The sequence below is a fragment of the Sphingomonas phoenicis genome, assembly GCF_047238005.1.
Classification (GTDB): domain Bacteria; phylum Pseudomonadota; class Alphaproteobacteria; order Sphingomonadales; family Sphingomonadaceae; genus Sphingomonas.
On sequence record NZ_JBDFMC010000002.1, the window covers coordinates 337,357 to 359,978 of the forward strand.

Here is a 22,622-nt window from a genome sequence, read left to right on the forward strand (position 1 = left end):
GCTCATTCACCCATAAGATGCAGCGCGATACTGCGCCGATGCGGGGCGCGCCGATGCTCGAACAGGTAGATGCCCTGCCACGTCCCGAGAACCAGCCGTCCCTCCGCCAGGGGAATGGAGAGAGACGTCGCCGTCAACGAGGCACGGAGATGTGCGGGCATGTCGTCCGGCCCCTCGTCGTCGTGCTCATAGTCGCCGCCCTCTGGTGCAATCCGGGCAAAATATCTCTCGAGATCGCGGCGCGCCGCCGGCGCTGCATTCTCCTGGATCAGCAGCGATGCAGAGGTGTGGCGGCAGAACAGCGTCAGCAGCCCTTCGTCGAAGCCAAGACCGTCGATCCAGTCGACCACCTGCCGGGTGATCTCGATCAGGCCGGGGCCGCGAGACGGGATGACGATCTGGGTACTGGCTTGCCGCATACCCGTCCAACGCCGAAGCGGACGGGGTGGCTCCCTGAGTAGGAATGAAACAAGCGGGCAATCTGAACCGCTTGGTGTGTCTCACCCGACCCGATACGGGGTAGGTTTTCCGCCGCGCCCCGGCGAGTTGTCTAACCTCCAACCGCGCCATTTAGAGGTACTCCAGCACGCGCTTGGCGTCGATCAGTACGGGCGAGGCGAGCAGTACCGTTCACACTTCGTGACTGGCGAAGGCTCGGACGATCACCCGACCTGCATGGCGCTGGTAGCCGAGGGGCTGATGACCCGGCGTGATGGGGCGTCGTTGCCGTTCGGCGGAATGGACCTGTTCCATGCCACCGATGCCGGCCGAACCTACGTCGCCGCGCATAGCCCGGCCCCGCCAAAGCTGACGCGGGGTCAACGACGCTACCAAGCATGGCTAGATGCCGACAGCAGCCTGAGCTTCATCGACTACCTGCGCACATCCTCTGTCCGCCTGTCGGGAGCCGCAGCATGAGCGAGGGCATCACGCAATCGCAGGTTATCGAGAAGATGATGGGCGGTACCCGCACCGACGACCAGATCATGCGCGATGGCGCTCGGGCGACCATCAGCCAGATCGACAAGCTTCGAAACGTCCTTCGGCAGGCCGAGCAGTGCTGCCAGCACGTGATCGCCACTGGTCGCGAGCGTCACGACGACGCGAAGGTCTGGAAGCGGGTCGAGAAGGCAGCGGACAAGCTGCTGGACGGTATGCTGTGACTGCCCCTGTTGAGGTCTTGGACCTGTTCAGCGCAGCCGCTGGCGGCTGGTCGCTCGGCATGCACCGAGCTGGCTACCGGACGATGGCGGCGTGCGAGGTCGAGGCGTGGCGACGCGCGATCTATTCCGAAAACAACCCCGGTGTGAAGGTTTATGACGATGTCCGCACTCTCACGGCAGAGCGACTTTTCGCTGATCTGGGGCGGCTCCCCACCATCATCGTCGGCTCCCCGCCGTGTCAGGACATCAGCAGCGCCAACACCAAGGGCAAGGGCGTCGAAGGCGAGCGCAGCGGCCTCTACTTCGAAGCCATCCGCATCATCGGAGAGTGCCGCCCTCGTTGGTTCGCTCTTGAGAACAGCGCTAATCTCCGAACTCGGGGAGCTGACGCCGTCATCGCTGCGCTGGAGGCAATCGGCTACGCCTGCTGGCCGGTCGTGGTTCGTGCTGGAGACATCGGCGCCAACCACGAGCGTCCTCGGGCATGGCTCATCGGATGCGACCTTGCACAAGTTGCCGACGCCGATGGCGTCGGACGGCATGAGGGATGGTGCGGGAGGAGGTTCGGGTTCGACCCATCCGTTTCGTCAGATCCTCGCGACCCCGCGCAAGACGGATGCGGATCGGGGGTTTCGGGGCGACGTGCTGTCCCAGCTGAACGGATACCCCTCGCGCCATGCGGGCATGCTGCCGACGCCGATCGCCAGTTCGCAGATGACAGGCCAGAGCAACCCAGGCTTGAAGGCCAAGGGAGTAATTTACCCTGCCATGGGGCCGCTCATCGAGATTGTGGCCGAGAGACTGGATGCGGGCCGCTACCGTGGCGACATGGAGGGCTGGGCGAAAATGCCGACGCCTCTTGCGAGCGACCACAAGGGCAGTCTGGGGGTGATGAGCGGGGGCAAGGTGAAGTCACCGAACGTGCCGACGTATCTGCGGGACGGGAAGTGGGCCTATGCCCGGCAGATTGCGGCGATGCTGACCGAGGCGGGACTGACTGGTCCCTCGCACACCTTGCCGACCACCTACGGTTGGATGATGGGCTTTCCGCCTGGCTGGCTGGCACGCGCGTTCAAGTCGGCGATGGAAAAGCGCAGTCTGCTGCCAGCCTCGTCGTCGAGGCGTTCGGCGACGCCGTCGTCCCGCAAATCCCAGAAGCCATCGGTCGCGCCATCCAGCGAGTAGAGCAGGCGATGGCGGCTATTCATGATCGGATCGCAGCATGATCGCCCGCCTCGCAGGAGCCGTAGCATGAAGAAAATACTGTTGCGCACGCCGGCTGGAATGAAGCCGTGGCACGGCGGAGATAAGCCGCCAGCCGATTGGGAGGGAGGGGCCGCTCTCTTTCGTGATGGCACGCTTTCTGATCTCTATTCCGATGGATGGGATTGGGGCCATCATCCGGATGACCCTCCTCACGTGCGGGCAGTCGAGATCATTGCGTACTGGCCGGCAGCATGACCCACCAGTCCTACCTCTCCCGCCTTAGTCGATGGGGGGGGGATCGATGATGCACGAGCGCTTCCATGCTGTGATGCGGCTAGGCAAGAACCATCCAGTCGCAGCAGTCAGCTACATCGGCCGGGATCGCATCGCTTCCGACCGCAGCATCCCGAAGCACCGCGCCTCGTCGCTGCCGATGGTCGGGCGCTGGCGGGTGCGCGACTATGCGCCGCTGATCGAAGAGTTGTGCGGCCCGATGGGTCGGACCCGCCTCTCTTCCCCCACCCCTGATGACCTCTATGAGGGAGACTGATTGTGACCGATGATCTTGGGCGCGTCCTGACGGACCGGGCTCTCGTCTGCGATGAAGCCCCTGCGGGTCTTCACCCTACGGGCTTCGATCCCTCGCGCGACGATTACGAGGATAACGATTGCGCCAATTGCAGTGGCGAGGGGTTCACCTACGGCTGCTCGTGGGATTGGCAGTGTGACACCTATGACGAAGGCGAGGGTACATGCCTCTGCACTCGCCGGTGCGACTGGTGTTCGCCGCCGCAGCACGATCCTGCTTTACGTGCCGTTCTTGCAAAAGCCCTTGCCCGCGATAGCGATGGCAGCGGCGAAGCCGGCGAGACCGGCACGGGCTCGACCGAAGGCAACAGCGCGGGCCGCGATAGCGGCATCGCCCGATGACAGGAGCCACCAGAGAACCCCTAGTAGGGCTAGCGGAGAGGGTCGAGCGAGGCTCTGGCATCAGCAATCGGCTTGATGCTGAGATCGAGATCGCACTGTTCAATCCGCCAGAGGACGGCTTTGTTTCGGTACGGCAAAACTCAGCTGCGTCGAAACTGATCTACACGCGGAAAGACGGCAGCGAACTTACCTGCTGGCCTCAGGACTGGACCATGGACCGACCGCGTGCAGCTTCCCTCTTACGCGCCCGCACCGCCCTTTCCACTTCCGATACGGTAGAGAAGGGAGAGGGGGCGTGAGCGTCATCGAAGATATGCAGCGCCGCCTGAATGGGCTGACTCCGATCGAGCGAGAGCGGATGCGTCGATTAGTCAGCGGTGAGGCCGATGGAGACCTTCTAACGCGCGCGGCTGTCGTCGGCATCATCAGAGACTTACGCACCAGCCCCGCTTCGCTCTCGTCTCAGTCATATCAACGAGCGTTGCATGATGTGCAGATCGCGATCGGCAGGATGGTGGGACTTCAATCCCCACTACCAACCCAAACCGGTGAGGGGTAGGGTAGGGACATGGACGACGCCCGCGCCCGCCGCCTGCTGTTCGTCGCCGCGGTGCTGGTGGTGGGGCTGGTCGGGATGATCGGGTGGTTGCTGACGAGGTGAAGGGCAACTACCCGGAAATTCCGGGTAGTTCGTGCTTTCGGGTATCTAACCCCGGTACGCGCCCGCCTGCCGCAGCTGGTGCACAATGCCGTTGAACGCCGCGGTCATTGACTGGCGCCGGCCGATCTCGTGGTCGTTGCCGCCAGCCTCCCAGTACGACACCAGCGGCCACCGTTCGCGGCAGTGCGGCCAGATCACCCGCAGCGCGAGACGTACTGCTTCCGATCGCAGATCCGCATCCTTGGCCATGGTCTGCCGCAGCACGGTCACCGCCAGCTCCACTTTGATTCGCTCCCGCTGCGTCATGCTGCTATGGAACGTATCAGGAACAACAACGCAAGAGATTCGCGATGGCGCGCTGCCGTCTATGCACCAGCAACGACGATGATGCCCTGATCGAGCATCTGGCCGAGTATACCTGGAACGCGCGAGTCGAGCGGATGGCCGAGGACGTGCCGTGGAGCGAGGCCGGGGCTACGTGGCAGTCGCTGTTCCGCGAGTATGCGGTGTCTGTCCTTCAGGCGCTGAAGGGGTAGGGGCCGATCGCACCGGCCCCGGTAGATCAGGCGAAGGCTACCTTGGCGCGCCTTCTGAGCGAGTAGCCGACCAGACCGAAGCCGGCGAGCATCAGCGCCCAGGTCGAGGGCTCGGGGACGCCGGGGGTAATCCTGACCAACCCAGTCGCGGCATTGTCAGCTTGGAAAACCGAACCCTGTACAAACTGGACAGCACCTCGATAGGTGTTTCGAAACCCTGCCGATCCGACAAAATCAAGGCTGATGGAACGACCGTCGCCGCAGCCGTTCGTCTGGACGGACCCGAGAGGCAAGCGATTGCCTGTTCCTGTCGGGCAGATCGTCGCGGAGAAGATGCCGCTTCCGTTGCCGATTTGGCCGACTGTTTCCTGCCGCAGTGTCAGCACGCCTTCGGTGGCCATCCCAAATACAGAACCACCGGCAAAAACACCGGGCCCGACTGCTCCTGTGGAAACAGTCTCGGACGTGGCGGTCTGAGATGAGAGATCCAGATTCAGCACGAAGTTGAAGATTGCGTTGGCGTATTCGTTATAAGACGCAGGCGGACCAAACGGGCCAGTGTCGGTTATCGCGGCTCCCGAGCCGATCGTCCGTATCTCATAACTGACGTAGGTCGCAGCCTGTGCGCCGGACGCTGCGCATACCGCTGTGGCGAGCAAAGCCGCCTTGGTGAAAAATCGCATTGAAACCTCCCTGTAGCGAATCATGCGACCCGCATCAGGGAGGTATCGGTTATCAACACCTTAACCGTCAATCAGCTGGCGAGTCCCTCTTTGTGACCCAGCCAGCGGGGCGACGTGGTGTCGCCGTAGCCGTTGCGGCGCAGGCCCCACTCGTTTCCGAAGAACGGCTGATAGTAATAGGCCGCACCAGTTGCGTGGCGCTTCATGTTTCTTGCCAGCAGCCGATCCAGCTCACGGATGCGGGTTTGCGCCTGCAATGTGTACCATGCCGAGTTGTAGGAAGCGCTACCTCCCGAGAACACATTCGGGTGCAGGCCCCATTCGTACCAGTAACCTTGCTTGCCCGACCGAAGAACGGCATCGGTCCACTTGGCAACACGTACCTGATGGTCGCCTTCAAGATCACCGACGAAACCCAGATACATGGCGTCCGGCGTCACCGAGGAGCTGCCCACATCAATGTTGTCGTAGGTGTACGCGCTGTTCCCGATGCAACGCACCAAGTCCATGAACCCCGTCACGTTCAGTTCCGGCGCCAGACCGTCCAAACTCGTCGAGCGTGCCTGCCCGCACAACGTCGGACGCATGCGCGCATTCCACGCCGTTGCCCCGAAGATGTCGCGACCGATCGTCCAGACCTCGACACTGCGCTTGCCAAGCTGCTTCTGACCAGCGGCATAACCGCCATTGTTCAGCGTATCCAAGCGATCCCAGCTGGACGACGAGCCCGCGTAGATGTCTGTACCTGCGGCAACATTAGCCTTGGCTCGCCAGAAAGAGATGCCGCCCGGCTGAATGCCCCCATGACCATCCGAGCCGTATAGGCTCACCTGAATGATGTCGCCGGTCTGTGCGGCAGGTCCCTGTCCTACCCCGTTGGGCGTGAGACCCGGAAACCAGCGCAGATTGGGATACGCCGTGCCATCGTTCAGTCCGGCCTTCGTCCCTTCAAAAATCGGGCGCTCCTTGTTGTAGTTCCAAGGCCGCTCGTTTGCGAACTCGTCGTACCAAAAGATGTTCGGATTAAGATTGTCCCGAATGTACGTATACATTGCAGAAACGTAATCGTCAGTGACGTGGTACGGTATGATGTGGCCGAAGTGCCTGTTGTTGGAGTTCGCCGCGTAAAGCTGATTGGCAAGCGTCACCAGCTTCTCGAAAGGCACGCCGTCAGCGTTGGGATGACCTTGCGCGGGCTGCCCTGGGGTAAGGGTTGGCGTGCCGTTGACATAGTTGAAATCGCTGACTTTCGCACGGTTGTCTGCTGTCAGGAAGATGGTCTGTGGCGCCTGATAGTTAGCACCGCCGCCAATTTCCAGATCGCGAATACCGCCGCCCAGATCGGCCGCCGTGAACGCCGGGAGGATGCCTGCGTTCACGCTGTCAGGGTCTGCGTTATTCGGGTAGTACTTCAGAAACGACGGGATACCGCCCGAGCCGAATACGAACGACCGCTGGGAGCCATCGCCAGTGAACGTGCAGTCATAGCGCGTGCCGTCGCTGTTGCGCGTCATCGTCCATGTGCCGTCCGAATTGTTGATCGCCAGTGTGCTGCCGGCTGGCGCGGCGATGTATCCCGAACCGCGAATATCGGCGAAGGGGATGTTGTACTGGTTGCCGTCGTAGAAGCCCTCCTTGATGATGTCGCGGAACAGAAGGTTCCTGCCTGCGACCGATCGCGTCGCGTTGTAGCCGACAGCCAACGGCGTGAACGTCGGGCGGGCGTAGTACGTCTGCCGGCCAACCGTGTTTGCGACAGGCGAGCCGTTCTTCATGTGCTGCACTTCAAGCACAACATCGGTGCCTGCATTCGCGCTGGGGATGGTCGGCGTGATCGATGCCGTTGCGTTGCCCGCGCCGGTCGTCGACTTCAGCGTGGCGTTCGCCCAACCGACGATCTGCGTGCCATCGGTCGCGTTGACCACACGGGCACGGAAACCATCAGGGCTTCCAACGTAGCTGGCAGTAAAGACCAACTCGCCGGACGTGTAGAGCGACGTTCCCGACAGGATCGTCCCCGTCTCGATGCGGCCGACCGTGACAGGCCTTGCGCCGGCATTGCTGCGGGCACCTGCAAAGGTAGTGCCTGACGGAAACTCTTGATCCCATACGTCGTTGACGCCCGCGCCTGTGGCCTTGTACGGACCCCAGACAAGCGTGTCGTTGAGTTCGACAGTAACTAGCTTTGGGTCGCCGGCGACGATCAATGCGATCTTGTCGCCTGACACCAGAGTCCGAGGCCAGTTGACATTCAACGCCGCGTTGTAGTCGTAGTCGTTGCCGATGAGCCGGCGCTTCAACTGAAAAGCAGTAGCGCCGGTTATGGTACCTTGGCTGAAGAACAGGGCGTACTGATCAGCGGAATCGTTCAGGACCTGCAACAACGTGCTTGCGCTGCTCCCGACGATCATCGAGGCGACGTGCGTCCGCGATCCGGTGTCGGCGGCGATGCGCCCCGTGCTGCTGCTGGTGACGGGCGTGAAGGTAACCGGATTGGGTGAAAGTGTAACGCCTTCGACCGGTGACAGCGTATCAGCCACGGCGAGCAGTGCCGTCTTAAGCGCCGTCAACGACTGATTTTGAGAAATGGCCATCGCTGTTCTCCAGTTCAGACGTTCAGGGTGCAGCTGTCGGTGAGATCGCCATTCAGGTGCCAGAGGTGCAGCAAGCCCTCCTCGTTGCCGACATAGGCGGCGGTGGGCGGCGCGAAGTTGTTCTTTCGGTAGCGCGTCGGCGCATGGAAGATCGCGGCCTCGCTGATGACGCCTCCCGTGTACGGGTTGTTGTCGATGAAGTGACCGAAGCGGGCGCTGCCTTGCATCTCTGGTGTCGCGCCGGCGTTGGTGCTGAGGATCGGTACGCCGTTGACGAACACGGTGTAGCGCTGCCCGCCGGGATGGATGAACAGCACCAGATGATAGTGCTGGCCGACCACCAGCGGTACAGTCGTCCCGCCGCCGTTATAGCCGATGGTCGCGCCGTCGCTCGTCCAGTACTCATAGCCGCCCGGCACGAACATCGGCACCTGAAGCCCGGTCGTCGCGACCGACACCGGCGTAAGCCAGCACTCCACCGAACAACCGCCATAGATGCTGGGGACGGTGTTGAGGGGTGAGGTAAGGTTGCCCTGCCGCCGCCCCTGCGCGAACCGGCCAGCCGCATAGGTCACGGCGGTGCTGGACTCGGCAGTCAGGTTGATCTTCGGCCGGCTGAGGATCGGGCGGGCCGGCACGGTCAGCGGTCGATTGATGGGAATGCCATCGCCCGCCAGATCGACATAGATCATGTTCTGCCGGCCATCGTCGCCGGAGGTGAGGAACGGCGATATCTCGACACGACCTGAGGCGGGTGCAGCGGCCAGCTGGATCGTTATGCCTGTCGCGCCAACGGTAAGCGAGTTGATCGTCAGCGCGGCGTTGGTCGAACGCTCGCGGACCATGAACCGCGACTTCGGATCGCCGACAGCGGTCAGCGTCGTGGCACCCGCCGGCAGCGTAACCGGCACGAAGACGGTGGCACCGCTGACCGTTGGTGTACCGAGAACGCCGCCGCCCAGCCCGACCAGGCCAAAGCGGGCGCCGCCCATCGCGCGCAGGAAGGAATACCCCTGATAGATCGCGCCGATCTGGGTCGCGTGGATGCCCTCGGTGGCCAGCGTGTCGATATTGTGGAGCGGGATGTACGTTCCCCCGCTCTCCTTCGCATAGTCCTCGTACACGCCGCGACCGGTAGCCCGCATCGGTTCGGGGCCGTAGGTCGCGCTGTTGATGTTGGGGACGCTCGTGTAGAACCGGCTTGGCGCCGGGCCGGTGACGTTGTCGAGCACGACCTTGTCGGCCAGCTCCAGCTTCGCCCGGATGTCGAGATAGGTCTTCCCAACGTCGGAATGGCCCTGATACCACCAGTGCGCGGCGATGCGGTTGCCGACCGCATTCAACAGATCGATCGTCTGGTTGGCAAAGGTGCCGCCGGGCTGCCACTGATCGATGCTGGTCGCACCGTTGACCGAGAATGCGAGGCCGCAGGCGACGCCGCTCATCGCAGCGTGACGATTGATCAAGTCCGCCGCCGCGGCTGCGTTCAGCACGTTGCTGCCGGTGGTTGGCTGGATCCACGCCCCGTTGGTGTTGATCTCGCCGGTGCCGATGACGGCACCATTCTCCGGATTGACCGTGACCCCCAGCGACTCGATGGAGGCGGTGTCCTGCTGATTGTAGCCCATGCGGACGGCAAGGGACTGGCCGCGGATCATGGCGATGTCGCCCATGTAGAACGCCACCGTGCCCGCCTGCCAGGGGCCGGTCGCGCTCCCACCCAGGTCCAGCAGCAGCCGGCCAGTGCGCGCCTCGACGCCGGTCACGTCGATCGGTCCGTTGGCAACAGGAGCGCTCGCGGTGACGCGCCATGGTGCCTGCACGACGCTGCTATCGGACGCGCGGCGGACGCGGGCGTATAGCGCCCCGGCGCCGGTGACATTGACGGCGACACGCACCGGCCCTGCCCCCTTACCCGGCGCACCGCCGGTCGTGGTCGATCGCTGATAGGTCCGGCTGGGCGTTGCCAGCTGGGACATGGTGAAGGTCGCCGGCGTCTCGGATGCGGCGTCATCGTCGTTGATGATGCCGATAGCCGTGCCCACTGCAATCGTCGCACCAGACGGCAACGGCGCCGATAGCGTCGCCTTTACCTGCTCGTTCGACTCAAGATCGGTGTCAGGCGCGATTGCGAAATCCGCGTTGGCTGACGTACTCCCCGCCGGGATAGTGACGCGAATGGCAGTAAATCCGTTGACCAAATCTGCCGCGCTCGCCGGATTGGTATCGCCCGGCCCCGGCGTGACTAAAACGCTGCAATCAGCGCTGTAAGCAGCAGGGATGGTGACCGGGAAACGAAGGAATGCCATGGCTTAATTGCCTTCCGAAACGGTCGCCGCGTTGGCGATCGTAAATGCTGGAGGGGTTGGATCGCCTTCACTGACAGTCGCCGCGTTGGCGATGCTGAATGCGGGAAAGCTGGGCGTCGCGGCAGCCTCGGCCGCTGCGATATAGTCAGCCGCGATGACGTTGACCGCGCGGCTGTCATCGTTCGACAGTGTTACGCCCTTGGCAGCAAATGCCGATCGGATCGGCGCGCCCCAAGCAGACGTGAAGTTCTGCACCGTAGTCGCCGGCGTGATCGTGGAGGTGCCGAGCGTGTTGTCGAGGGTGGCGCCGGGAACGACGATGGGCGGCTTGCCAAGCCGCAAACCCAGCTTCAGCCTGCCGCTGCGACGGGAGAGGGCAGCGCCGATCACTTTCCGGCTTCCTGTGACCAGTCGCGCAGCCAGCGGACAGCCGACCGGCAATCCTCGCCGGCGCCGCGCAGGTCGACGATGTACCCAGCCACGGACGCGTCGGTCAGCTCAGTCGGGACGGCGGGTTCAGCCGCGCAGGCGAGGCGATCAGCGGGCGGGATCATGACGCGCAGCACCGGCTTGCTCCCGGCGCAACCGCTCAAGGACGCCAGCGGTAGCAGGACCGACAGCAGCATCCGTGCCTTTGGTGCGAACTTCATCGCGTAGAGCCTCCTGACTATTCTGGAAGGCGGCGTCTGCCGCGGTCTGGTTGGCTGTGGCGGTGCGATCGGCCGCGATCGTGCGCTCGGCAGCGTCAAGACTGGCATCGGCGCGGTCGATGCGGATTGCCTGCGCCTGCTTGCCTGAGAGCCACCGGTCGAAGGCGAAGCCGATCACACCGCAGGCGGCAACCAGCAGCAGGAAGGCGCAGGCGACGATGGCGGCGGTGCGCCAGCGCTCAGGGACGCGGGCGAAGAAGGCGAGTAGAGGCATCAGCGCGCTTCCTTTACCGATACGGGATCGTCAGGCGTGCCGGCTGGCTCCGCAGCGCGAGCGGCGAGCGTATCGGCGTTCTTGGTCGCCGTGTCCGAACCGACCTTGGAACCGCCCAGATAGAACCCGTAGGCCGTCGAGAAGGCGGCGATCATCGCACCGACGATCAGCGGCTCGTGCGGGTTCTTCGCGAATCCATAGGCGAACATGCCCATGATGCAGAAGGCCATGACCTCGCGGGCATCGGGGAACTTCATGCCCAGCCTCCGTCACGCAGGGCGCGTTCGAACGCCTGCGCATAGTCCTCGACCAGCTCAGCGCGATCGGTGCCGTTGATGATGCGGCGCGCGGCTACATACTGCTCGCGGGTGGCGGTGCCGGAAGCCGGGAGGTAGTCCGACAGCTTCTTGCCGCTGAACCAGCCCTCATCCATGCCGCGGCGCATGATCTTGGCCGCCAGCTCAGCGTTCATCGCCAGATCGGGGTTGCCGACCAGATCCACGCCGAGCTTCTCGCCGGCCTTGGCGTAGTTCACCTTCCACGTCAGCTGCACATAGCCGCGGCCGTAGTAGCGAGGCCCGTCGCCAGCACAGGTGTTGCCATAGGCGATGCACGTTTTGGGGCGCTCGCCGGCCACGTCATACATGCGGGTGAAATAGGCCGTACCGCCACGCTCACGGATCGGCTGCATGGTCTTAGCCGTCTCGTGCCAGGCAGTGGCCAGCATGTAGGCAGCATGGGACAGGGGGGCGCCTTCAGCCGCTGCCAGCAGCGTGTTCAGGCCGTTGACCTGTCCCTGGTTGAGGATGCCCAGCCGGGTGCGCACCGTCTTGAAGAAGGCGGCTTCGTTCATTCGCCTGTTCCCCGGATGTTGTTGATTCCCGAAGCGACCTTGCCGGCCCACGGCGGCATCTCGCCGCTGGTCGCGGCCTTCAGCAGCTCCATGGCTTGCAGCAGGGCTGGATCGTTGGGGTTGTCGGCGCGGATCTTCGCGGCGAGTAGCTGGACAGCGCTTACCGCGTAGACCAGCTTCAGCTCAGCAGAGTGCGCAGCGGTCGAAGCAGTCTCGACCTTGGCTTCTAGGTCGCTGATACGCTTGCGCATGTCTTCCATGTCTTCAGCGCGAGCGGCGAGAGCGCCGGCCTCCCGCTCGTTGGCGAGCTTCTTCAACGCCGGCCACGCCTTCACCATCGCACCGAAAAAGCCGAATACCAGCACCCAGATGCCTACACCGCCCGGCGTCAGTTCCTTCATGAAGGGGAGCGGCTCAGACATGACCGCCGCGGCCGTAGCTACGAGCCAGCGCTATGATGAATACCGCATCGGCTGCGCCCAGCGCGTAAAGGGCAGCCCAAGCCGCCTCACTGTCGGGCATCACCAGCCAGCGCAGAACAAATCCGAGCATGACAATGGCCGTCGTCGCGCAGCCGAGCCGCATCGGGTCACCCCGTCGGGCTGGCCCGAAAACTGCGGCCGATGCCCCCGGGAGGACGTAGATGAGTGCCGCGCCCCAACTCGCGACATTCAACAGGCGCAGGCATGTCAGCAGATCAGGCAGCATGGCCCGCTATCAGGCCACGCGTCGTCCGCGATTACCGCCGTCAGGGCGTAGGTGCGTCTCCGACGAACGCTGTCTCGACGTTTCGCTGGCAATGGCCCGGAGCCTCGCCCAGCAGAATGAACAGCCGATCGATCATAGGCGCGAGGATCAGCGCCCAACGGTCGCCGCGAAGCTCTCCGCGCCCGACATAGCTGCTGATTGTTTCGTCAGCGGATGGCTTGTCATCGGTCAGGTGCAGCACATAGGCGAAGTCGATCACCAGCACCTTCACCAGCTGGTCGATCGAGACGAGTATCTGCTGAAGCCACTCGCGCAGCCGTTTCATGCCGGCGCCTGTCCGGCTGTGATCGCGGCAGCGCGCCCTTCGCCGATCAAGCCGACGCTTTCCAGATAGCCGACGCCCATCACTACGTCTGGATCAGCCAAGTCGATGTCGACGGCCAACGCTGATAGGGCCATGAAGTCCTGCACGATCATGTCGGTGGACGTGCGGATGGCAATGCGCTCGGCTTGGGTGAACAGACGCTGGAAGGCGAGGCGCGTGAGCGGCTCTGGCGCCGGCTTGCGGACGAAGCCCTGCATAGCGGGCACCCAATCCACTGTTTCGGGCCAGCCGAACATCACAGCCGTGGCATAGACGCCTTCCGTAGCTTCGGGCTCGTCGTCATATGGTCCTGACGCGATCTCGTGGGTATCGCTGTCGATGAGAAGCCAGCTCATCAGTAGATCCTCACATAGCCCTGCCCGCCGACATTGCTGCCGTCAGACACGCGGAACGCAGATGCAGCGCCTTGCAGGAAGACGTTGGCGGCTGTGTTGTTGGTATACGTGCCGGATAGATTGAAGGTGAAGTCACCCCCCGCAGCGATAGTCTGTGTGACGCCTTGAACGACGATGGAGCCGCCGCCCTGCATTTGTCGGTACAGCTCGACCCTGAACTGCCCTGATGGGCCGTTGTTGATGACTTGGACAGACGTTTCCAGCGTTACCGTCGCGCCCGGTGGTACGAGAGTGCCAGGGGTGCCCCCGAACGATGTAGCCGATGTATTGCTAGCGCCGTTTGCGCCCTGCGCTCCATCGCTGTTCTTCTGGATCGTCGCCGTAGCTCGCAGCGGGCTACCCGGAACCGCGACAACGAATGTCAGCGCCCCCGCCGCGCCCCCGAAAGCATTCATATTCGCGATGGCGCCTGCTGCCGAGATGGTCAGGTTATCAGGCCCAGTGGTCGAGAAGCTGGACGGGTCGCTTTGCGCGAAGCCTGCGGCTGTGTCGGTATAACCGTCGTTTCGCATGAACGTGGGAACGCCCGGTAGCTCCACGCGGGTCACGTTGATGCTGTACGACTGCCCCGGCACGTATGCGCCCGTCTTGTCGACCTTCAGCTGAGACAGAACCGGGTTCACTGTCAGGTTCGGGGCGTTGTCGCCCTTCTCCCCCGGTTGGGCCGTCAGTGCCGCATTGAAATCGGCTACCTTCTGATAGGCCAGCCCCCAAGCATTTCGATAATTAGCAGGAATGATAGGCGTGTCGACCGTCACGTCATCCCACGCCGGCATTAGCGAACGGAGATAATCATCCCAGTCGTAGATCGCGTCATCAGCCGCTAGCCGTGCTGCGCCGATCGCGGGGTTTGCGGCCTCCAAGCCATCTGCCGCTTTGGCCCGCAGCGCCGTCCAATCCGCCACGAGGGCATTCTTGTCGATGATGGCCTGCGGCTTCTCGCCTGCCGACAACCAGCCATCGGAAGCCACTCGGGCCAGTCGATCAGACACCGCGGCGATCTGCGGTCCCAGCGCCAGGTTGAGCTGCGCGCTCAGGGCAGAGACGCGCTGATAGGCGAGTGTCCACGCGTTCCGGTAATTGGTCGGGTTGATCGGCGTGTCCGTCGCCGTGTCGTCCCATGCCGGCGAAAGGCTGCGGAGATAATCGTCCCATGCGTACACGGCGTTGTCGGCCGCTACCCGCGCCGCGCCCAAAGCCGGGTTGGACGCCTCGTAGTCGGCCGACAGGGTGCGCTTGATCTGCCAGTCGTTGACCAGCGCGTTCTTGTCGATGATCGTCTGCGACTTCTCGTCGCGCGACAGGATCGAATCCGACGACATCGCTTCGATGCGGGCGATGGCTTCGGCTAGGGCGGCGCGCTCTTCTGGCGTCAGGCCCTCGCCACCGGCAAGGGCGGCACCGAACTGCTCCAGCGCCTGCGAGGCGTCCCGCCACGCGGCCTGATAACCCGCCGGGTCGGGGACGGCCGATATCGTGGTATAATCAAGCCACGACGGCGACAGGCCTTGAAGGTAATCGTAGAGCGCCTGCACCTTGGCGAAGGCGTTGTCGCGGACCGATGCGAGGTAAGATGGCGACCCCAGATCGACATAGCGCTGCTGCAACGCATCGCGCTGGGCCGTCCGCTGGTCATAGTCGATCTTGGCCTGACGCTTCTCAGACGGGTCGAGCCAGCCGTCCGACACTGCGCGGGCGATTTGCGCGTCGAGATCGATGATCCCCTGAATAATCGGCCACTGCTGCGGATCGTAGACGGTGGGCGCCGCCCCCTGCACCGCTGCCGTTTCGTCCGAATACGCGGCATAGATGGCGGGGTCTTCCTCTCGCAGCATCATGGGCACGGTGCCATCGACCTGGATGGTCATGTCGGCAATGCGGAACAGCTTGTTCGTCCAGCCCAGCGGGTAGAAGCTGAAGCGGATCGCGTCACCCTTCTGGAACTTCCATGCGGTCGCCTGGAAGACGGCGGTGAAGGTGCCCCCGAACTGGAACCGGGCCAACCGCAGCTTGGCGAGGCGCTGCGCCTGCCCGGCGGACTGGACCAGCGGCAGGTTGATCGTCTGGACGCGATCGATCCCGTCCGTGCTGGCGATCCGCACCTCGGGATGGTCAACCATCTGGTACAGCGAGGCGGTTGACGGATCGGTGTAGGCGCCGCGGATCACGTTCACGCTGTCGCTGAGCGGTGCGGTCTGGTCCCACGTATACTCGCCCAGCACGTCTGCCGTGGTCAGGCTGCCGATCGGCGCGGCGAGGTCGTTGAAAAGCACGGACAGGCGGATCTTGCCGTCAACGTCGTCCAGCACGGCGTTCATCGTCGCCTTCAGGTTGTCGAGGACGAGGCTGGTTTCATCGCCCTCGCTGAAGATGCCGTCGCAGCGATAGCGGGGCTCGGTCGTGCCGTTCGGGCGCGTGACCGGCTCATCGCAGACGTTGGCCGCGGTCGCGAAGCTCGCGAGATCGAGGCGGGCAGGGGGAATACCCTTACCGACCGCCAGCTTGCCGTTGATCCGCCAGCCGAGCAGGTAGGCGAGCATCACCAGCGCAGGATTGCGGCAAGCACTGTCCACCGTCGACCACGTGTTCTGATCGGAAGGGTTGAAGCCGGACGCACGAGGATCGGGAACGGGGATGCCGTCACCGACGATCGTCATGCGGGTTGGGATCGACCCGCCGGCGAAGGGGCTCTCGGTCTTCTTGCTGTTGCCGGTCAGCTTGTAGCGGAGGCGGATGTACGCGCAGCCGGTGTAGCGGCGGGAGGAGCCCATGCGGCTGCTGGTGACGATTGCGTTGGCTGCCGATCCTTCAAGGATCGCGTTGACCGTCAGGTAGCCGGCATAGGTCGAGGTGACCCCGCCACCGCTCGTCCACGCCAGCTTGTCGTCGAACCAGATCTCGCGGATCGCACGGACACGGTGGCTGGCGCAGACGATGAACCGATCAAGGGTGGATTGATCGGTCGCCCACTCCTGATCGCGAACATCGGTCGCCATGGCGGTTCCGCCAGCTACAAAAGTGCGGAATGCCCGCGTGTTGACCGACGCGTTCAGCCGGTCGAACCCTGCGTCGGATGCGCGCGGCGCCTTCGGCTTGCCGGCCAGCAGTGATCCACCCAACGCCAGCCCGGACGCGATTAGGCTGAACGTGCCGGCGGATACGCCAAACAAGGTCGCCGTACCTGCGAGCGGGACCAGCGCTGCGCCAGCGGTTGCGACGATGGCGCCGACCGTCGCGATTGCAGCGCCGACCTTCAAGACCGTGCCGACAGCCTTACCCATCAGCCAACGCTCCAGGCTTTGGCCCAGCGCTCACGGCCAAACCGGATCAGCCCTGGCGCGCCGTCTTCCTCACCGATGAACAGCGCGTCCGGCCCGATGCAGACGCCCACCATGCCGTCGACCATCACGAGGTCGCCGCGGCGAGCGAAGCCGACCTCGCGTTCCTCAAACCCGGCGTCGATCGTCGCTGCCAGCGTGCCGGCGCCGTAGGTCTTCAGCGCGCGGACGCTGCCGGCGACGGAACGGTACTTGCCCCGGTATGCTGCGGCGGGGTCCTCGCCGGTCATCGCCTCGACGGCACCAGCTGCGAACAGGGCGCAGTCCATCTTGCCCCAGACAAATTCGGCACCTTCCAGCCCGGCCAGATAGTCGTGCAGGCGCTGTTCCCAATCGGGGAGGCGGATCATCGGCTATCCAGTCTGGGGATAATGCCGCCAGTGCCGTAGGACGCGCCTGCGCCATAGCTGACGGGTGTGTTGCCGATGATGGGCGAGCCGCTGTTGCCGTTTGCGATGGCGATAGCGGCGCGGGCAGAGAGGTCGCCCGGGTCGAACGTCTCTTGGTCGAGGTACGTCCGGTTCGATGCGGCGGTATAGGCGGCGAGGTAGCTCTGTATCGTCAGGTTGATCGTCTGGCTCTCAGGCGATCCGCCGATGGTAAGCGAGGTCATCCAACCGGTAAAATAATGCTGCACCGCTCCCCGCTGGGTGCCGTTCTCGTCGCGGATCATCCGCCACAGCTGGCCGGTGCGGCCCTGCCAGTTGGCCTTGTTGCCGACGATGTTGAGCAGCGCGCTATCCAGCGTGACCAGTCCGGACAGCTTGGCCGTCACGCTGTCAGACCCGCCGTCCTTGTTCCGGACAGGGCCGATGTCGACCACCGTGGGGTCGATCCCGTCGAAGCTGAACCCGTCTAGGTCGGTGTTACCGGTGCCCGTGAAGGCGATGGTATGGCCGCTGGTATTCGCCCGCAGCGGGTCACCCAGGATGTCGAGATAGCAGAAGAAGACCGGGCGAATGACCTGCGCGTCGAGCGCCAGTGAGGCGGCTGCGTCGGGGCGGCTCACCGGGCTTCCTCGCATTCGAAGCTGAAGGCAGTCAGGCCGTTCGCCCGCGACCAGCCGATCGGCTGCGTCATTGCCATCATGGCGAAGGGGTTGATCAACTCCACCGCCGTACCAGCTGCGGGGATCTCGCCCAGCTCGGGCCCGAACGACGCGGTGCCCTGACCCTGACCGTTTGTGACGAGGGGAAGGGTGAGGCACACAAGGCGGAAGTGGCCGCTGGGCAGCTTCACCGTCAGGAACTTGCCCGCCTTCAGGACTGTGGCATTTGCCGGAAGACCCTGCATCGGGAGCGTATCGGCATTGCCCGCGTCCGTCCGAACCGTTGCCGTCGTGACTGTGGTCTGCGAACAGCCGGCGCGCAGGCGAAAGGTGTTGCGGACGCCGCGCAGCCCGATGATGAAGGCGCGGACGACAGCCTCTTCGTCTTCAGTGGCGATGCCATCGATGGTGGCGGTGGCCTGCCAGAGACCGGCGCCGGGCAGGCCTACAACCTTGCGGGTGTTCGTCCAGCCCGAGCGGTTCACCTGAGCCGGCTCGTTCAGCATCCATCCCTCGGACGCGAGTTCCACGCCGGCAGGGAACAGGATTTCAGCCATGTCTATCGGCTAGGCTGGCGACAGCAGCGCGATTACCGCCGTCAGAGCCCCGGCTTGCGAAGCTCTGCGACCGTGTTGACCGTCGCCGCCTGAACCAGCCCGGGCGCTGCCTGCTGAAGGATCTGCACTGTCTGCGGGCCGGTGACGCTCAGCACCTCCATCGCGAAGGCATCACCCTTGCGGGCTGCCAGCTGGATCACGACAGGCGGCATGGAAGCGGCGGATGCTGGCCGCTCTGCTCGCGTCTGCCCCAGCGGAATGACCGTGCCGCCCTGCGCGCCCATGCGGAGCAGCTCAGGCCCGCGACTTGCTCCCTCATTTACCCGCACAGTCTGGCCGGGTCCGACATAGCCGCCAGAGGCGCGGCCGAAGAGCCCGGCGATGGAAGCGCCGATACCGCCACCCCCGCCGCTGCCACCGAACAGGCTTTGAGCAAGAGGCTTGATGACGGCCTGCTGGATAGCGATCCGCAGCAGGTCCGCAACGATCTGGCGCGACACGTTCCGGAATGCGTCCCCAAGGTTCTTGGAGTTCACCACGGCATCCGTCAACTGAGTGTTCAGCGCCTCCAGCCCGTCGACCGCGATACCATCTACCGCCTCCGACAGGTTGCGGCCCACCGCCTCAGTCTGACGCTGGTAGCGGGCCGCTACCCCCTCATACTGCCGCTCAACGCCCTCGCGCCGGGCACCGAATAGCCCGCCAAGCTGGGCGAGACGCTTCTGTGCAATCTGCTTTTCAACCTCGGTCGTCTTCTTCGAAGCCAGCACCGATTCCAGTTCCAGCCGCTCGCGTTCGAAAGCGAGATCCAGCAGCCGAAGCGCGACGTTGCGCCGCTCGACGTTGGTTTCGGCAAGATTGCCCTGTTCGTTCAGCGCATCAGCCTGCCCGTCGAGTTCTGCCTTCTGCAAAGCCAGCGTCTCGTCGAGGAAGCGCTGAGCCTCGTTGATGTTAACCAGCCTCAGCCGCGCATTGGCGATGCGATCCTCGTAGCTGGCAAGCTCGCTTTTTTGGGCCTTGCTACGATCGGGATCGGCATTGATCTGCGCTTTAGCAGCATCGCGCTCGGCTATGATGCGCTTACGGGTGGCTTCGTCCTGAAGGCGGGTATCGGATGTAAGCGCCGCTTCAGCGTCCGCTAGCTCCGCCTGCCCGCGAAGACGCTGGCTGACGAACTGCGCCTGCTCACGCGCCTGCTTCTCAGCCTCGCGTTCGGCACGGCGGGCGGCAGCGGCAGCCTTCCGCGCGGCCGCTGCATCCGCTTTATCTTGCTTGTCGCTCTCGCGCTTCGCCTCGACAGCCCGAGCACCGCCAGCCACCTTCTCCAGATTGCGAAGGCGGATTTCTAGGGCATTAAGGTTGCCCTGGGCGATATCAACATCGGTCTGACGCTGCCGTGCCGTGATGGCCGACGATGCCGCACCCCGACCGGGGATGCCCATCGTGGCCGGTGCAGCCCGCTCGGTAGCCGCCGCAGCAGCAGCATAGGCGCGGGCTAGGGTCAGCTGAGCCTGAGCATTATTCAGGGTGGCCCGCGCCTCGTAGGTCATCGCTCGTGCACGATCGAGTGAGGCTATGCGCGCACGCTCCGACTGATTGGCCGTTCCACCCAAGACGCCGGCGAGCAACCGCTCGGCTTCAGCAGTCGCCTCGGCTGCGGCCTTTACCTCATCATGGGCTGACTTCAGGCTGAATAACTTTTCGGCAAGGAGCGCTGCTACCGAACCGGCAGCGAGTAACGCGGCTCCCCATGGCCCTGCGAAGAACGAGGCAACCCGGGCAGCCCTGCCGCCAGTATCCGCCAGCGCGTCAGCAACCTGCGGGGCCTGCTGGGCGAGGATCAGAAATGGTGATTGCCCGCTAGACAGGCCCACGCCGATATCGGCGATTTGGCGGCCAAGGTTACGCTGAGCGTTCGCCATAGCAGCTGATGAGCGAACGATCTGACCCTCTGCGCGAGATGCCGACCTTTCAATCCGAGACATGCTCGTCTCGGTTGCGGAGGCCGCGCCAGTCACGACCGCGGTATAGCCATCGGTCTTTGCGATCAGCTCAACGACGACGCTATCAGCAGTGACCGCCACCTCGGGCCTCCATCAGCTTCGTGAGCCGCGCCGCATCAGCAGCAGGCCGCTCAGTATTGTGCGCGTCGTTCCAGCCCCACAGGCGGGCCTGGTATTCCCACCACGTCAGATCACGCCAGTCGGCTTCGAAGACGGAGCAGTTCGTGATCACTTGCGCGAAGTCGATCGGCTTTTCGCGGTCGCCGGCTTTTTCGCCGGCTCCGCTTTTTTTGGCGGTGTGTACCCTTCGATGCGAGCCGCCAAGATAGCCGCCGCAGTGGCCCAAGCCTCGCGCAATGGGGCCGCCGCGCCGTAGTGCTCGACAAGCCGCTTGGCCGTCATTGCAGAGACGATGACCTCGACCCCATTGACGATACCGCGTCCGCCACCGATCAGACCTAGGCGGATCGTCTCCAGCAGATCCTCGGCATAGGCTTCCGCTTCGCCGGTTACCCCGATCGTTTCACCTTCGAAGAGATAGCGGCCCTTCAGCACTCGGGCGTAGAGCGCGAAGACACCACAGCCGCGCTTTTCCTGAAGCTCGGCGAGCTGGGGCAGCTTCAGGTCAAATAGGTATTCGCCGTCGCCGAAGTGAAGCTCCAGCGCGGTTTGCGGGGTCACGTTGCCGGCGTCCAGACCAGATCGTTCTCACCGGCGATCGTGATCTCGCCCGTGCTGTCGCCGCCAGTCTGAAGGCTCAGGTTCTTGGCAGTCATCACGCCGGGACCAGCGAAGGTGCCGAGCAGATTGCCCTCGTCCGTGCCGTCGTACTGGATGCCGTCGACTTCGTAGTCCGCATGCGCGCCCAGCAATGCCTTGAGCGCGGCGACCTGATCGGCGTTCGCCACGCCCGAACCGGTGATATCCCACTGAAGGCCATTGACCTTCACGCCACGGCGAGGGACCGCCCCTGGCTTCGCGCAGTCGCGCCGGAAGCGGTCGCTGGTATTCGCCGTTTCGTTGATCGTGACGTTTTCGATGCCGCAGAGGATCGTGCGGGTGCTGCCGACCACCGAGTAGATGATCGCCGCGTCAAACTCGGTCGGATAGGACATGCGGGCACTCCGGGCGTGATAGTACCCGGCTGTGCTATGGCTGGAGGCGCTTGCCTGTTACCGCCGTCAGGGGCAGCCTTCAGCCTTCTCCAGTCCAGCCTTCGTCGTGTATGCCGTCGAGCCGCCGAAAGTCGCCTGGACACGCCGGTTTTCGAGTTCAGTGTTAGCCGCAGTCATAGCGCTGCGTTCGGACGCGCTTGCGCCAGCAGGAATGACAATTTCGCCTTGGACGTTACACTTAATCGGCTTCTCGCAGCTCGAAAGCGATAGCATCGTCAGAGCGACCAAGCCGAGCCAACGCATACAGACCTCCTACGCAGTGGAGGTCCTGATACGCAGGTTGACGATCCCATGGAAGGCGTCAGCCTCGTCTCCATCGGGCAGCACGAGCGACCCGCGCCACATGACCAGCATCTGCCCGCGATCAATGTTATAACGCCGCTGGTCGAGCCCATCAGCAACCCGCCCCATGATCCGGCAGGCATGATCCTCGCCGGTTTCTACCGTGATCCCGGCCACTTCACGCGGTTTCGCAAAAACATGGATGCGGACGTTCAGTTCTTGTCCGTCGAGGCATGTGGCGATGATTGGTGAGGAAGGGCCGTAATTCTCATACCGGGAAAACGGCCACGGCGGGGAAGGCGGCGGTACACTGGTGAAGATGTGCTCTGCCGGCAACAGCTCGTTGATTGCCGGGCTGTTCTTCATGGCCGTCAGGATGGCCCGTCGAACGGGCAAGGTGCTATCAACGGCCATTACTTGTTAGCCTCAGAGATGGCACGAGCGACCAGCGCGATGACCTCGTCTTTCTTGGCTGCGACGGCCGGCCCCATAAAGGGGCGCGCGGCGACTTTTGAAGTCCCAAACTCAAGAGCCGCAGAGTAGGGGGCGTTGCTGGAAACTTCGACACGCAAGGGGGCAGGTTGCACCGTCTCGATGTTGTCCGCGAGTCGATGGGTGTCAGCGTTAGGCGCTTGACCGGGCTGACTTGGGACATGGCCCTTGCCAGATTGTGCGCCGGCCGTGATGCTGATCTGAGCCTCAACCTGGATGGTGTTACCCCCGACAAACAGCGCCTGACCGATCAGCCGCTCTGCGCCTCTGCCTCGCATGCGCTCCAATCGTCGACTATGCTCTTTGGCGCCTTTGATCCTAGGCACGCTGCACCAGCCCTTTGAAGGGCGAGCGGCCACCTTCTGCGGCCATCTTCACGC

At 63.7% G+C, this 22,622-nt stretch carries 32 protein-coding genes and 1 pseudogene; 10 read left to right on the forward strand and 23 right to left on the reverse strand.

Annotation, left to right across the window (positions count from 1 at the left end; genetic code table 11):
- Window positions 1-2 precede the first annotated feature (2 nt).
- The gene (locus tag ABC319_RS02350; RefSeq protein WP_413068688.1) at window positions 3-419 is read right to left on the reverse strand and encodes a secondary thiamine-phosphate synthase enzyme YjbQ; all 417 of its coding nucleotides are present in this window, start codon (window positions 417-419) and stop codon (window positions 3-5) included.
- Window positions 420-675: 256 nt separating this feature from the next.
- Between ABC319_RS02350 and ABC319_RS02355 the strand changes: the two genes are divergently transcribed.
- The 8 genes and pseudogenes from ABC319_RS02355 (at window position 676) to ABC319_RS02390 (ending at window position 3,858) form a co-directional block, all read left to right on the forward strand.
- The gene (locus ABC319_RS02355) at window positions 676-918 is read left to right on the forward strand and encodes a hypothetical protein (protein ID WP_413068689.1); all 243 of its coding nucleotides are present in this window, start codon (window positions 676-678) and stop codon (window positions 916-918) included.
- On the forward strand, window positions 915-1,163 hold the full coding sequence (locus ABC319_RS02360) for a hypothetical protein (protein ID WP_413068690.1): 249 nt from the start codon (window positions 915-917) through the stop codon (window positions 1,161-1,163). Before ABC319_RS02355 ends, ABC319_RS02360 begins: the two co-directional genes overlap by 4 nt.
- Window positions 1,160-1,654: pseudogene (locus ABC319_RS02365) on the forward strand (DNA cytosine methyltransferase); the annotation flags it as partial. The gene ABC319_RS02360 and the pseudogene ABC319_RS02365, both read left to right, overlap by 4 nt.
- Before the next feature lie 13 nt (window positions 1,655-1,667).
- A complete protein-coding gene (locus tag ABC319_RS02370) occupies window positions 1,668-2,348 on the forward strand; it encodes a hypothetical protein (protein WP_413071760.1) in 681 nt (226 codons plus the stop codon).
- 66 nt (window positions 2,349-2,414) lie between these two features.
- Window positions 2,415-2,624, forward strand: coding sequence for a hypothetical protein (locus tag ABC319_RS02375; protein WP_413068691.1), 210 nt, complete (start codon window positions 2,415-2,417; stop codon window positions 2,622-2,624).
- Between the two features lie 46 nt (window positions 2,625-2,670).
- Window positions 2,671-2,919, forward strand: a complete 249-nt coding sequence (locus ABC319_RS02380; RefSeq protein WP_413068692.1) for a hypothetical protein — start codon at window positions 2,671-2,673, stop codon at window positions 2,917-2,919.
- Between the two features lie 2 nt (window positions 2,920-2,921).
- Window positions 2,922-3,299 carry a hypothetical protein gene (locus ABC319_RS02385; RefSeq protein WP_413068693.1) on the forward strand — a complete coding sequence of 126 codons (378 nt, stop codon included), beginning with the start codon at window positions 2,922-2,924 and terminating at the stop codon, window positions 3,297-3,299.
- A 295-nt stretch (window positions 3,300-3,594) separates the two neighbouring features.
- Window positions 3,595-3,858, forward strand: a complete 264-nt coding sequence (locus tag ABC319_RS02390) for a hypothetical protein (protein WP_413068694.1) — start codon at window positions 3,595-3,597, stop codon at window positions 3,856-3,858.
- Window positions 3,859-4,005: 147 nt separating this feature from the next.
- Here the strand turns inward: ABC319_RS02390 and ABC319_RS02395 are convergent, their stop codons facing one another.
- Window positions 4,006-4,266, reverse strand: coding sequence for a hypothetical protein (locus ABC319_RS02395; RefSeq protein WP_413068695.1), 261 nt, complete (start codon window positions 4,264-4,266; stop codon window positions 4,006-4,008).
- Window positions 4,267-4,310: 44 nt separating this feature from the next.
- Between ABC319_RS02395 and ABC319_RS02400 the strand changes: the two genes are divergently transcribed.
- Complete coding sequence (locus ABC319_RS02400) at window positions 4,311-4,496, forward strand: hypothetical protein (protein ID WP_413068696.1); 186 nt, start codon at window positions 4,311-4,313, stop codon at window positions 4,494-4,496.
- A 26-nt stretch (window positions 4,497-4,522) separates the two neighbouring features.
- Here the strand turns inward: ABC319_RS02400 and ABC319_RS02405 are convergent, their stop codons facing one another.
- The 3 genes from ABC319_RS02405 to ABC319_RS02415 form a co-directional block, all read right to left on the reverse strand.
- Window positions 4,523-5,179 (reverse strand): PEPxxWA-CTERM sorting domain-containing protein, encoded by a 657-nt coding sequence (locus ABC319_RS02405; RefSeq protein WP_413068697.1) that lies wholly within the window; start codon window positions 5,177-5,179, stop codon window positions 4,523-4,525.
- Window positions 5,180-5,250: 71 nt separating this feature from the next.
- The gene (locus tag ABC319_RS02410) at window positions 5,251-7,773 is read right to left on the reverse strand and encodes a hypothetical protein (RefSeq protein ID WP_413068698.1); all 2,523 of its coding nucleotides are present in this window, start codon (window positions 7,771-7,773) and stop codon (window positions 5,251-5,253) included.
- Window positions 7,774-7,787: 14 nt separating this feature from the next.
- Window positions 7,788-9,752: a hypothetical protein gene (locus ABC319_RS02415; RefSeq protein ID WP_413068699.1), complete on the reverse strand. Its 1,965-nt coding sequence runs from the start codon at window positions 9,750-9,752 to the stop codon at window positions 7,788-7,790.
- On the opposite strand from ABC319_RS02415, the gene ABC319_RS02420 reads away from it, so the two are divergent.
- Window positions 9,751-10,044: a hypothetical protein gene (locus tag ABC319_RS02420; RefSeq protein ID WP_413068700.1), complete on the forward strand. Its 294-nt coding sequence runs from the start codon at window positions 9,751-9,753 to the stop codon at window positions 10,042-10,044. The genes ABC319_RS02415 and ABC319_RS02420 overlap by 2 nt on opposite strands.
- A gap of 41 nt (window positions 10,045-10,085) precedes the next feature.
- On the opposite strand, the gene ABC319_RS02425 is transcribed toward ABC319_RS02420, so the two are convergent.
- The 18 genes from ABC319_RS02425 to ABC319_RS02510 all read right to left on the reverse strand — a co-directional run bounded on the left by ABC319_RS02425 (window position 10,086) and on the right by ABC319_RS02510 (window position 22,601).
- On the reverse strand, window positions 10,086-10,472 hold the full coding sequence (locus ABC319_RS02425) for a hypothetical protein (RefSeq protein ID WP_413068701.1): 387 nt from the start codon (window positions 10,470-10,472) through the stop codon (window positions 10,086-10,088).
- Window positions 10,469-10,636 (reverse strand): hypothetical protein, encoded by a 168-nt coding sequence (locus ABC319_RS02430; RefSeq protein WP_413068702.1) that lies wholly within the window; start codon window positions 10,634-10,636, stop codon window positions 10,469-10,471. The genes ABC319_RS02425 and ABC319_RS02430 overlap by 4 nt, the downstream gene beginning before the upstream one ends.
- The gene (locus tag ABC319_RS02435) at window positions 10,620-11,006 is read right to left on the reverse strand and encodes a hypothetical protein (protein ID WP_413068703.1); all 387 of its coding nucleotides are present in this window, start codon (window positions 11,004-11,006) and stop codon (window positions 10,620-10,622) included. The genes ABC319_RS02430 and ABC319_RS02435 overlap by 17 nt, the downstream gene beginning before the upstream one ends.
- The gene (locus ABC319_RS02440; protein ID WP_413068704.1) at window positions 11,006-11,263 is read right to left on the reverse strand and encodes a hypothetical protein; all 258 of its coding nucleotides are present in this window, start codon (window positions 11,261-11,263) and stop codon (window positions 11,006-11,008) included. The genes ABC319_RS02435 and ABC319_RS02440 overlap by 1 nt, the downstream gene beginning before the upstream one ends.
- The gene (locus ABC319_RS02445; protein WP_413068705.1) at window positions 11,260-11,859 is read right to left on the reverse strand and encodes a glycoside hydrolase family 19 protein; all 600 of its coding nucleotides are present in this window, start codon (window positions 11,857-11,859) and stop codon (window positions 11,260-11,262) included. Before ABC319_RS02445 ends, ABC319_RS02440 begins: the two co-directional genes overlap by 4 nt.
- Complete coding sequence (locus ABC319_RS02450; RefSeq protein ID WP_413068706.1) at window positions 11,856-12,260, reverse strand: hypothetical protein; 405 nt, start codon at window positions 12,258-12,260, stop codon at window positions 11,856-11,858. Before ABC319_RS02450 ends, ABC319_RS02445 begins: the two co-directional genes overlap by 4 nt.
- A gap of 13 nt (window positions 12,261-12,273) precedes the next feature.
- Entirely contained in the window at window positions 12,274-12,567 is a 294-nt protein-coding gene (locus tag ABC319_RS02455; RefSeq protein WP_413068707.1) for a hypothetical protein, read from the reverse strand.
- Between the two features lie 40 nt (window positions 12,568-12,607).
- Window positions 12,608-12,892 (reverse strand): hypothetical protein, encoded by a 285-nt coding sequence (locus ABC319_RS02460; RefSeq protein WP_413068708.1) that lies wholly within the window; start codon window positions 12,890-12,892, stop codon window positions 12,608-12,610.
- Window positions 12,889-13,287, reverse strand: coding sequence for a hypothetical protein (locus ABC319_RS02465; RefSeq protein ID WP_413068709.1), 399 nt, complete (start codon window positions 13,285-13,287; stop codon window positions 12,889-12,891). The genes ABC319_RS02460 and ABC319_RS02465 overlap by 4 nt, the downstream gene beginning before the upstream one ends.
- Window positions 13,287-16,118: a hypothetical protein gene (locus ABC319_RS02470; protein WP_413068710.1), complete on the reverse strand. Its 2,832-nt coding sequence runs from the start codon at window positions 16,116-16,118 to the stop codon at window positions 13,287-13,289. Before ABC319_RS02470 ends, ABC319_RS02465 begins: the two co-directional genes overlap by 1 nt.
- A gap of 509 nt (window positions 16,119-16,627) precedes the next feature.
- Complete coding sequence (locus ABC319_RS02475; RefSeq protein ID WP_413068711.1) at window positions 16,628-17,035, reverse strand: DUF6950 family protein; 408 nt, start codon at window positions 17,033-17,035, stop codon at window positions 16,628-16,630.
- A complete protein-coding gene (locus ABC319_RS02480; RefSeq protein WP_413068712.1) occupies window positions 17,032-17,694 on the reverse strand; it encodes a hypothetical protein in 663 nt (220 codons plus the stop codon). The genes ABC319_RS02475 and ABC319_RS02480 overlap by 4 nt, the downstream gene beginning before the upstream one ends.
- The gene (locus ABC319_RS02485) at window positions 17,691-18,290 is read right to left on the reverse strand and encodes a hypothetical protein (RefSeq protein WP_413068713.1); all 600 of its coding nucleotides are present in this window, start codon (window positions 18,288-18,290) and stop codon (window positions 17,691-17,693) included. The genes ABC319_RS02480 and ABC319_RS02485 overlap by 4 nt, the downstream gene beginning before the upstream one ends.
- Window positions 18,291-18,331: 41 nt before the next feature.
- The gene (locus tag ABC319_RS02490) at window positions 18,332-20,374 is read right to left on the reverse strand and encodes a phage tail length tape measure family protein (RefSeq protein WP_413068714.1); all 2,043 of its coding nucleotides are present in this window, start codon (window positions 20,372-20,374) and stop codon (window positions 18,332-18,334) included.
- A gap of 147 nt (window positions 20,375-20,521) precedes the next feature.
- Window positions 20,522-20,974, reverse strand: a complete 453-nt coding sequence (locus tag ABC319_RS02495; RefSeq protein WP_413068715.1) for a GTA-gp10 family protein — start codon at window positions 20,972-20,974, stop codon at window positions 20,522-20,524.
- Window positions 20,971-21,408: a hypothetical protein gene (locus ABC319_RS02500; protein WP_413068716.1), complete on the reverse strand. Its 438-nt coding sequence runs from the start codon at window positions 21,406-21,408 to the stop codon at window positions 20,971-20,973. The genes ABC319_RS02495 and ABC319_RS02500 overlap by 4 nt, the downstream gene beginning before the upstream one ends.
- Before the next feature lie 312 nt (window positions 21,409-21,720).
- Window positions 21,721-22,164, reverse strand: a complete 444-nt coding sequence (gene gp17, locus ABC319_RS02505) for a tail completion protein gp17 (protein WP_413068717.1) — start codon at window positions 22,162-22,164, stop codon at window positions 21,721-21,723.
- The gene (locus ABC319_RS02510; protein WP_413068718.1) at window positions 22,164-22,601 is read right to left on the reverse strand and encodes an HK97-gp10 family putative phage morphogenesis protein; all 438 of its coding nucleotides are present in this window, start codon (window positions 22,599-22,601) and stop codon (window positions 22,164-22,166) included. Before ABC319_RS02510 ends, gp17 begins: the two co-directional genes overlap by 1 nt.
- Window positions 22,602-22,622: the final 21 nt, after the last annotated feature.

Bases quoted from the DNA above. Each gene is read 5' to 3' on its own strand.
- ABC319_RS02430 (WP_413068702.1), bottom strand. From the start codon at position 10,636: ATGATCCCGCCCGCTGATCGCCTCGCCTGCGCGGCTGAACCCGCCGTC.
- ABC319_RS02445 (WP_413068705.1), bottom strand. From the start codon at position 11,859: ATGAACGAAGCCGCCTTCTTCAAGACGGTGCGCACCCGGCTGGGCATC.
- gp17 (WP_413068717.1), bottom strand. From the start codon at position 22,164: ATGGCCGTTGATAGCACCTTGCCCGTTCGACGGGCCATCCTGACGGCC.
- ABC319_RS02415 (WP_413068699.1), bottom strand. From the start codon at position 9,752: ATGTCCCAGCTGGCAACGCCCAGCCGGACCTATCAGCGATCGACCACG.
- ABC319_RS02465 (WP_413068709.1), bottom strand. From the start codon at position 13,287: ATGAGCTGGCTTCTCATCGACAGCGATACCCACGAGATCGCGTCAGGA.
- ABC319_RS02350 (WP_413068688.1), bottom strand. From the start codon at position 419: ATGCGGCAAGCCAGTACCCAGATCGTCATCCCGTCTCGCGGCCCCGGC.
- ABC319_RS02405 (WP_413068697.1), bottom strand. From the start codon at position 5,179: ATGCGATTTTTCACCAAGGCGGCTTTGCTCGCCACAGCGGTATGCGCA.
- ABC319_RS02355 (WP_413068689.1), top strand. From the start codon at position 676: ATGGCGCTGGTAGCCGAGGGGCTGATGACCCGGCGTGATGGGGCGTCG.
- ABC319_RS02400 (WP_413068696.1), top strand. From the start codon at position 4,311: ATGGCGCGCTGCCGTCTATGCACCAGCAACGACGATGATGCCCTGATC.
- ABC319_RS02455 (WP_413068707.1), bottom strand. From the start codon at position 12,567: ATGCTGCCTGATCTGCTGACATGCCTGCGCCTGTTGAATGTCGCGAGT.
- ABC319_RS02500 (WP_413068716.1), bottom strand. From the start codon at position 21,408: ATGTCCTATCCGACCGAGTTTGACGCGGCGATCATCTACTCGGTGGTC.
- ABC319_RS02420 (WP_413068700.1), top strand. From the start codon at position 9,751: ATGGTGAAGGTCGCCGGCGTCTCGGATGCGGCGTCATCGTCGTTGATG.
- ABC319_RS02460 (WP_413068708.1), bottom strand. From the start codon at position 12,892: ATGAAACGGCTGCGCGAGTGGCTTCAGCAGATACTCGTCTCGATCGAC.
- ABC319_RS02360 (WP_413068690.1), top strand. From the start codon at position 915: ATGAGCGAGGGCATCACGCAATCGCAGGTTATCGAGAAGATGATGGGC.
- ABC319_RS02410 (WP_413068698.1), bottom strand. From the start codon at position 7,773: ATGGCCATTTCTCAAAATCAGTCGTTGACGGCGCTTAAGACGGCACTG.
- ABC319_RS02435 (WP_413068703.1), bottom strand. From the start codon at position 11,006: ATGCCTCTACTCGCCTTCTTCGCCCGCGTCCCTGAGCGCTGGCGCACC.
- ABC319_RS02485 (WP_413068713.1), bottom strand. From the start codon at position 18,290: ATGGCTGAAATCCTGTTCCCTGCCGGCGTGGAACTCGCGTCCGAGGGA.
- ABC319_RS02450 (WP_413068706.1), bottom strand. From the start codon at position 12,260: ATGAAGGAACTGACGCCGGGCGGTGTAGGCATCTGGGTGCTGGTATTC.
- ABC319_RS02470 (WP_413068710.1), bottom strand. From the start codon at position 16,118: ATGGGCTCCTCCCGCCGCTACACCGGCTGCGCGTACATCCGCCTCCGC.
- ABC319_RS02380 (WP_413068692.1), top strand. From the start codon at position 2,671: ATGATGCACGAGCGCTTCCATGCTGTGATGCGGCTAGGCAAGAACCAT.
- ABC319_RS02440 (WP_413068704.1), bottom strand. From the start codon at position 11,263: ATGAAGTTCCCCGATGCCCGCGAGGTCATGGCCTTCTGCATCATGGGC.
- ABC319_RS02375 (WP_413068691.1), top strand. From the start codon at position 2,415: ATGAAGAAAATACTGTTGCGCACGCCGGCTGGAATGAAGCCGTGGCAC.
- ABC319_RS02395 (WP_413068695.1), bottom strand. From the start codon at position 4,266: ATGACGCAGCGGGAGCGAATCAAAGTGGAGCTGGCGGTGACCGTGCTG.
- ABC319_RS02475 (WP_413068711.1), bottom strand. From the start codon at position 17,035: ATGATCCGCCTCCCCGATTGGGAACAGCGCCTGCACGACTATCTGGCC.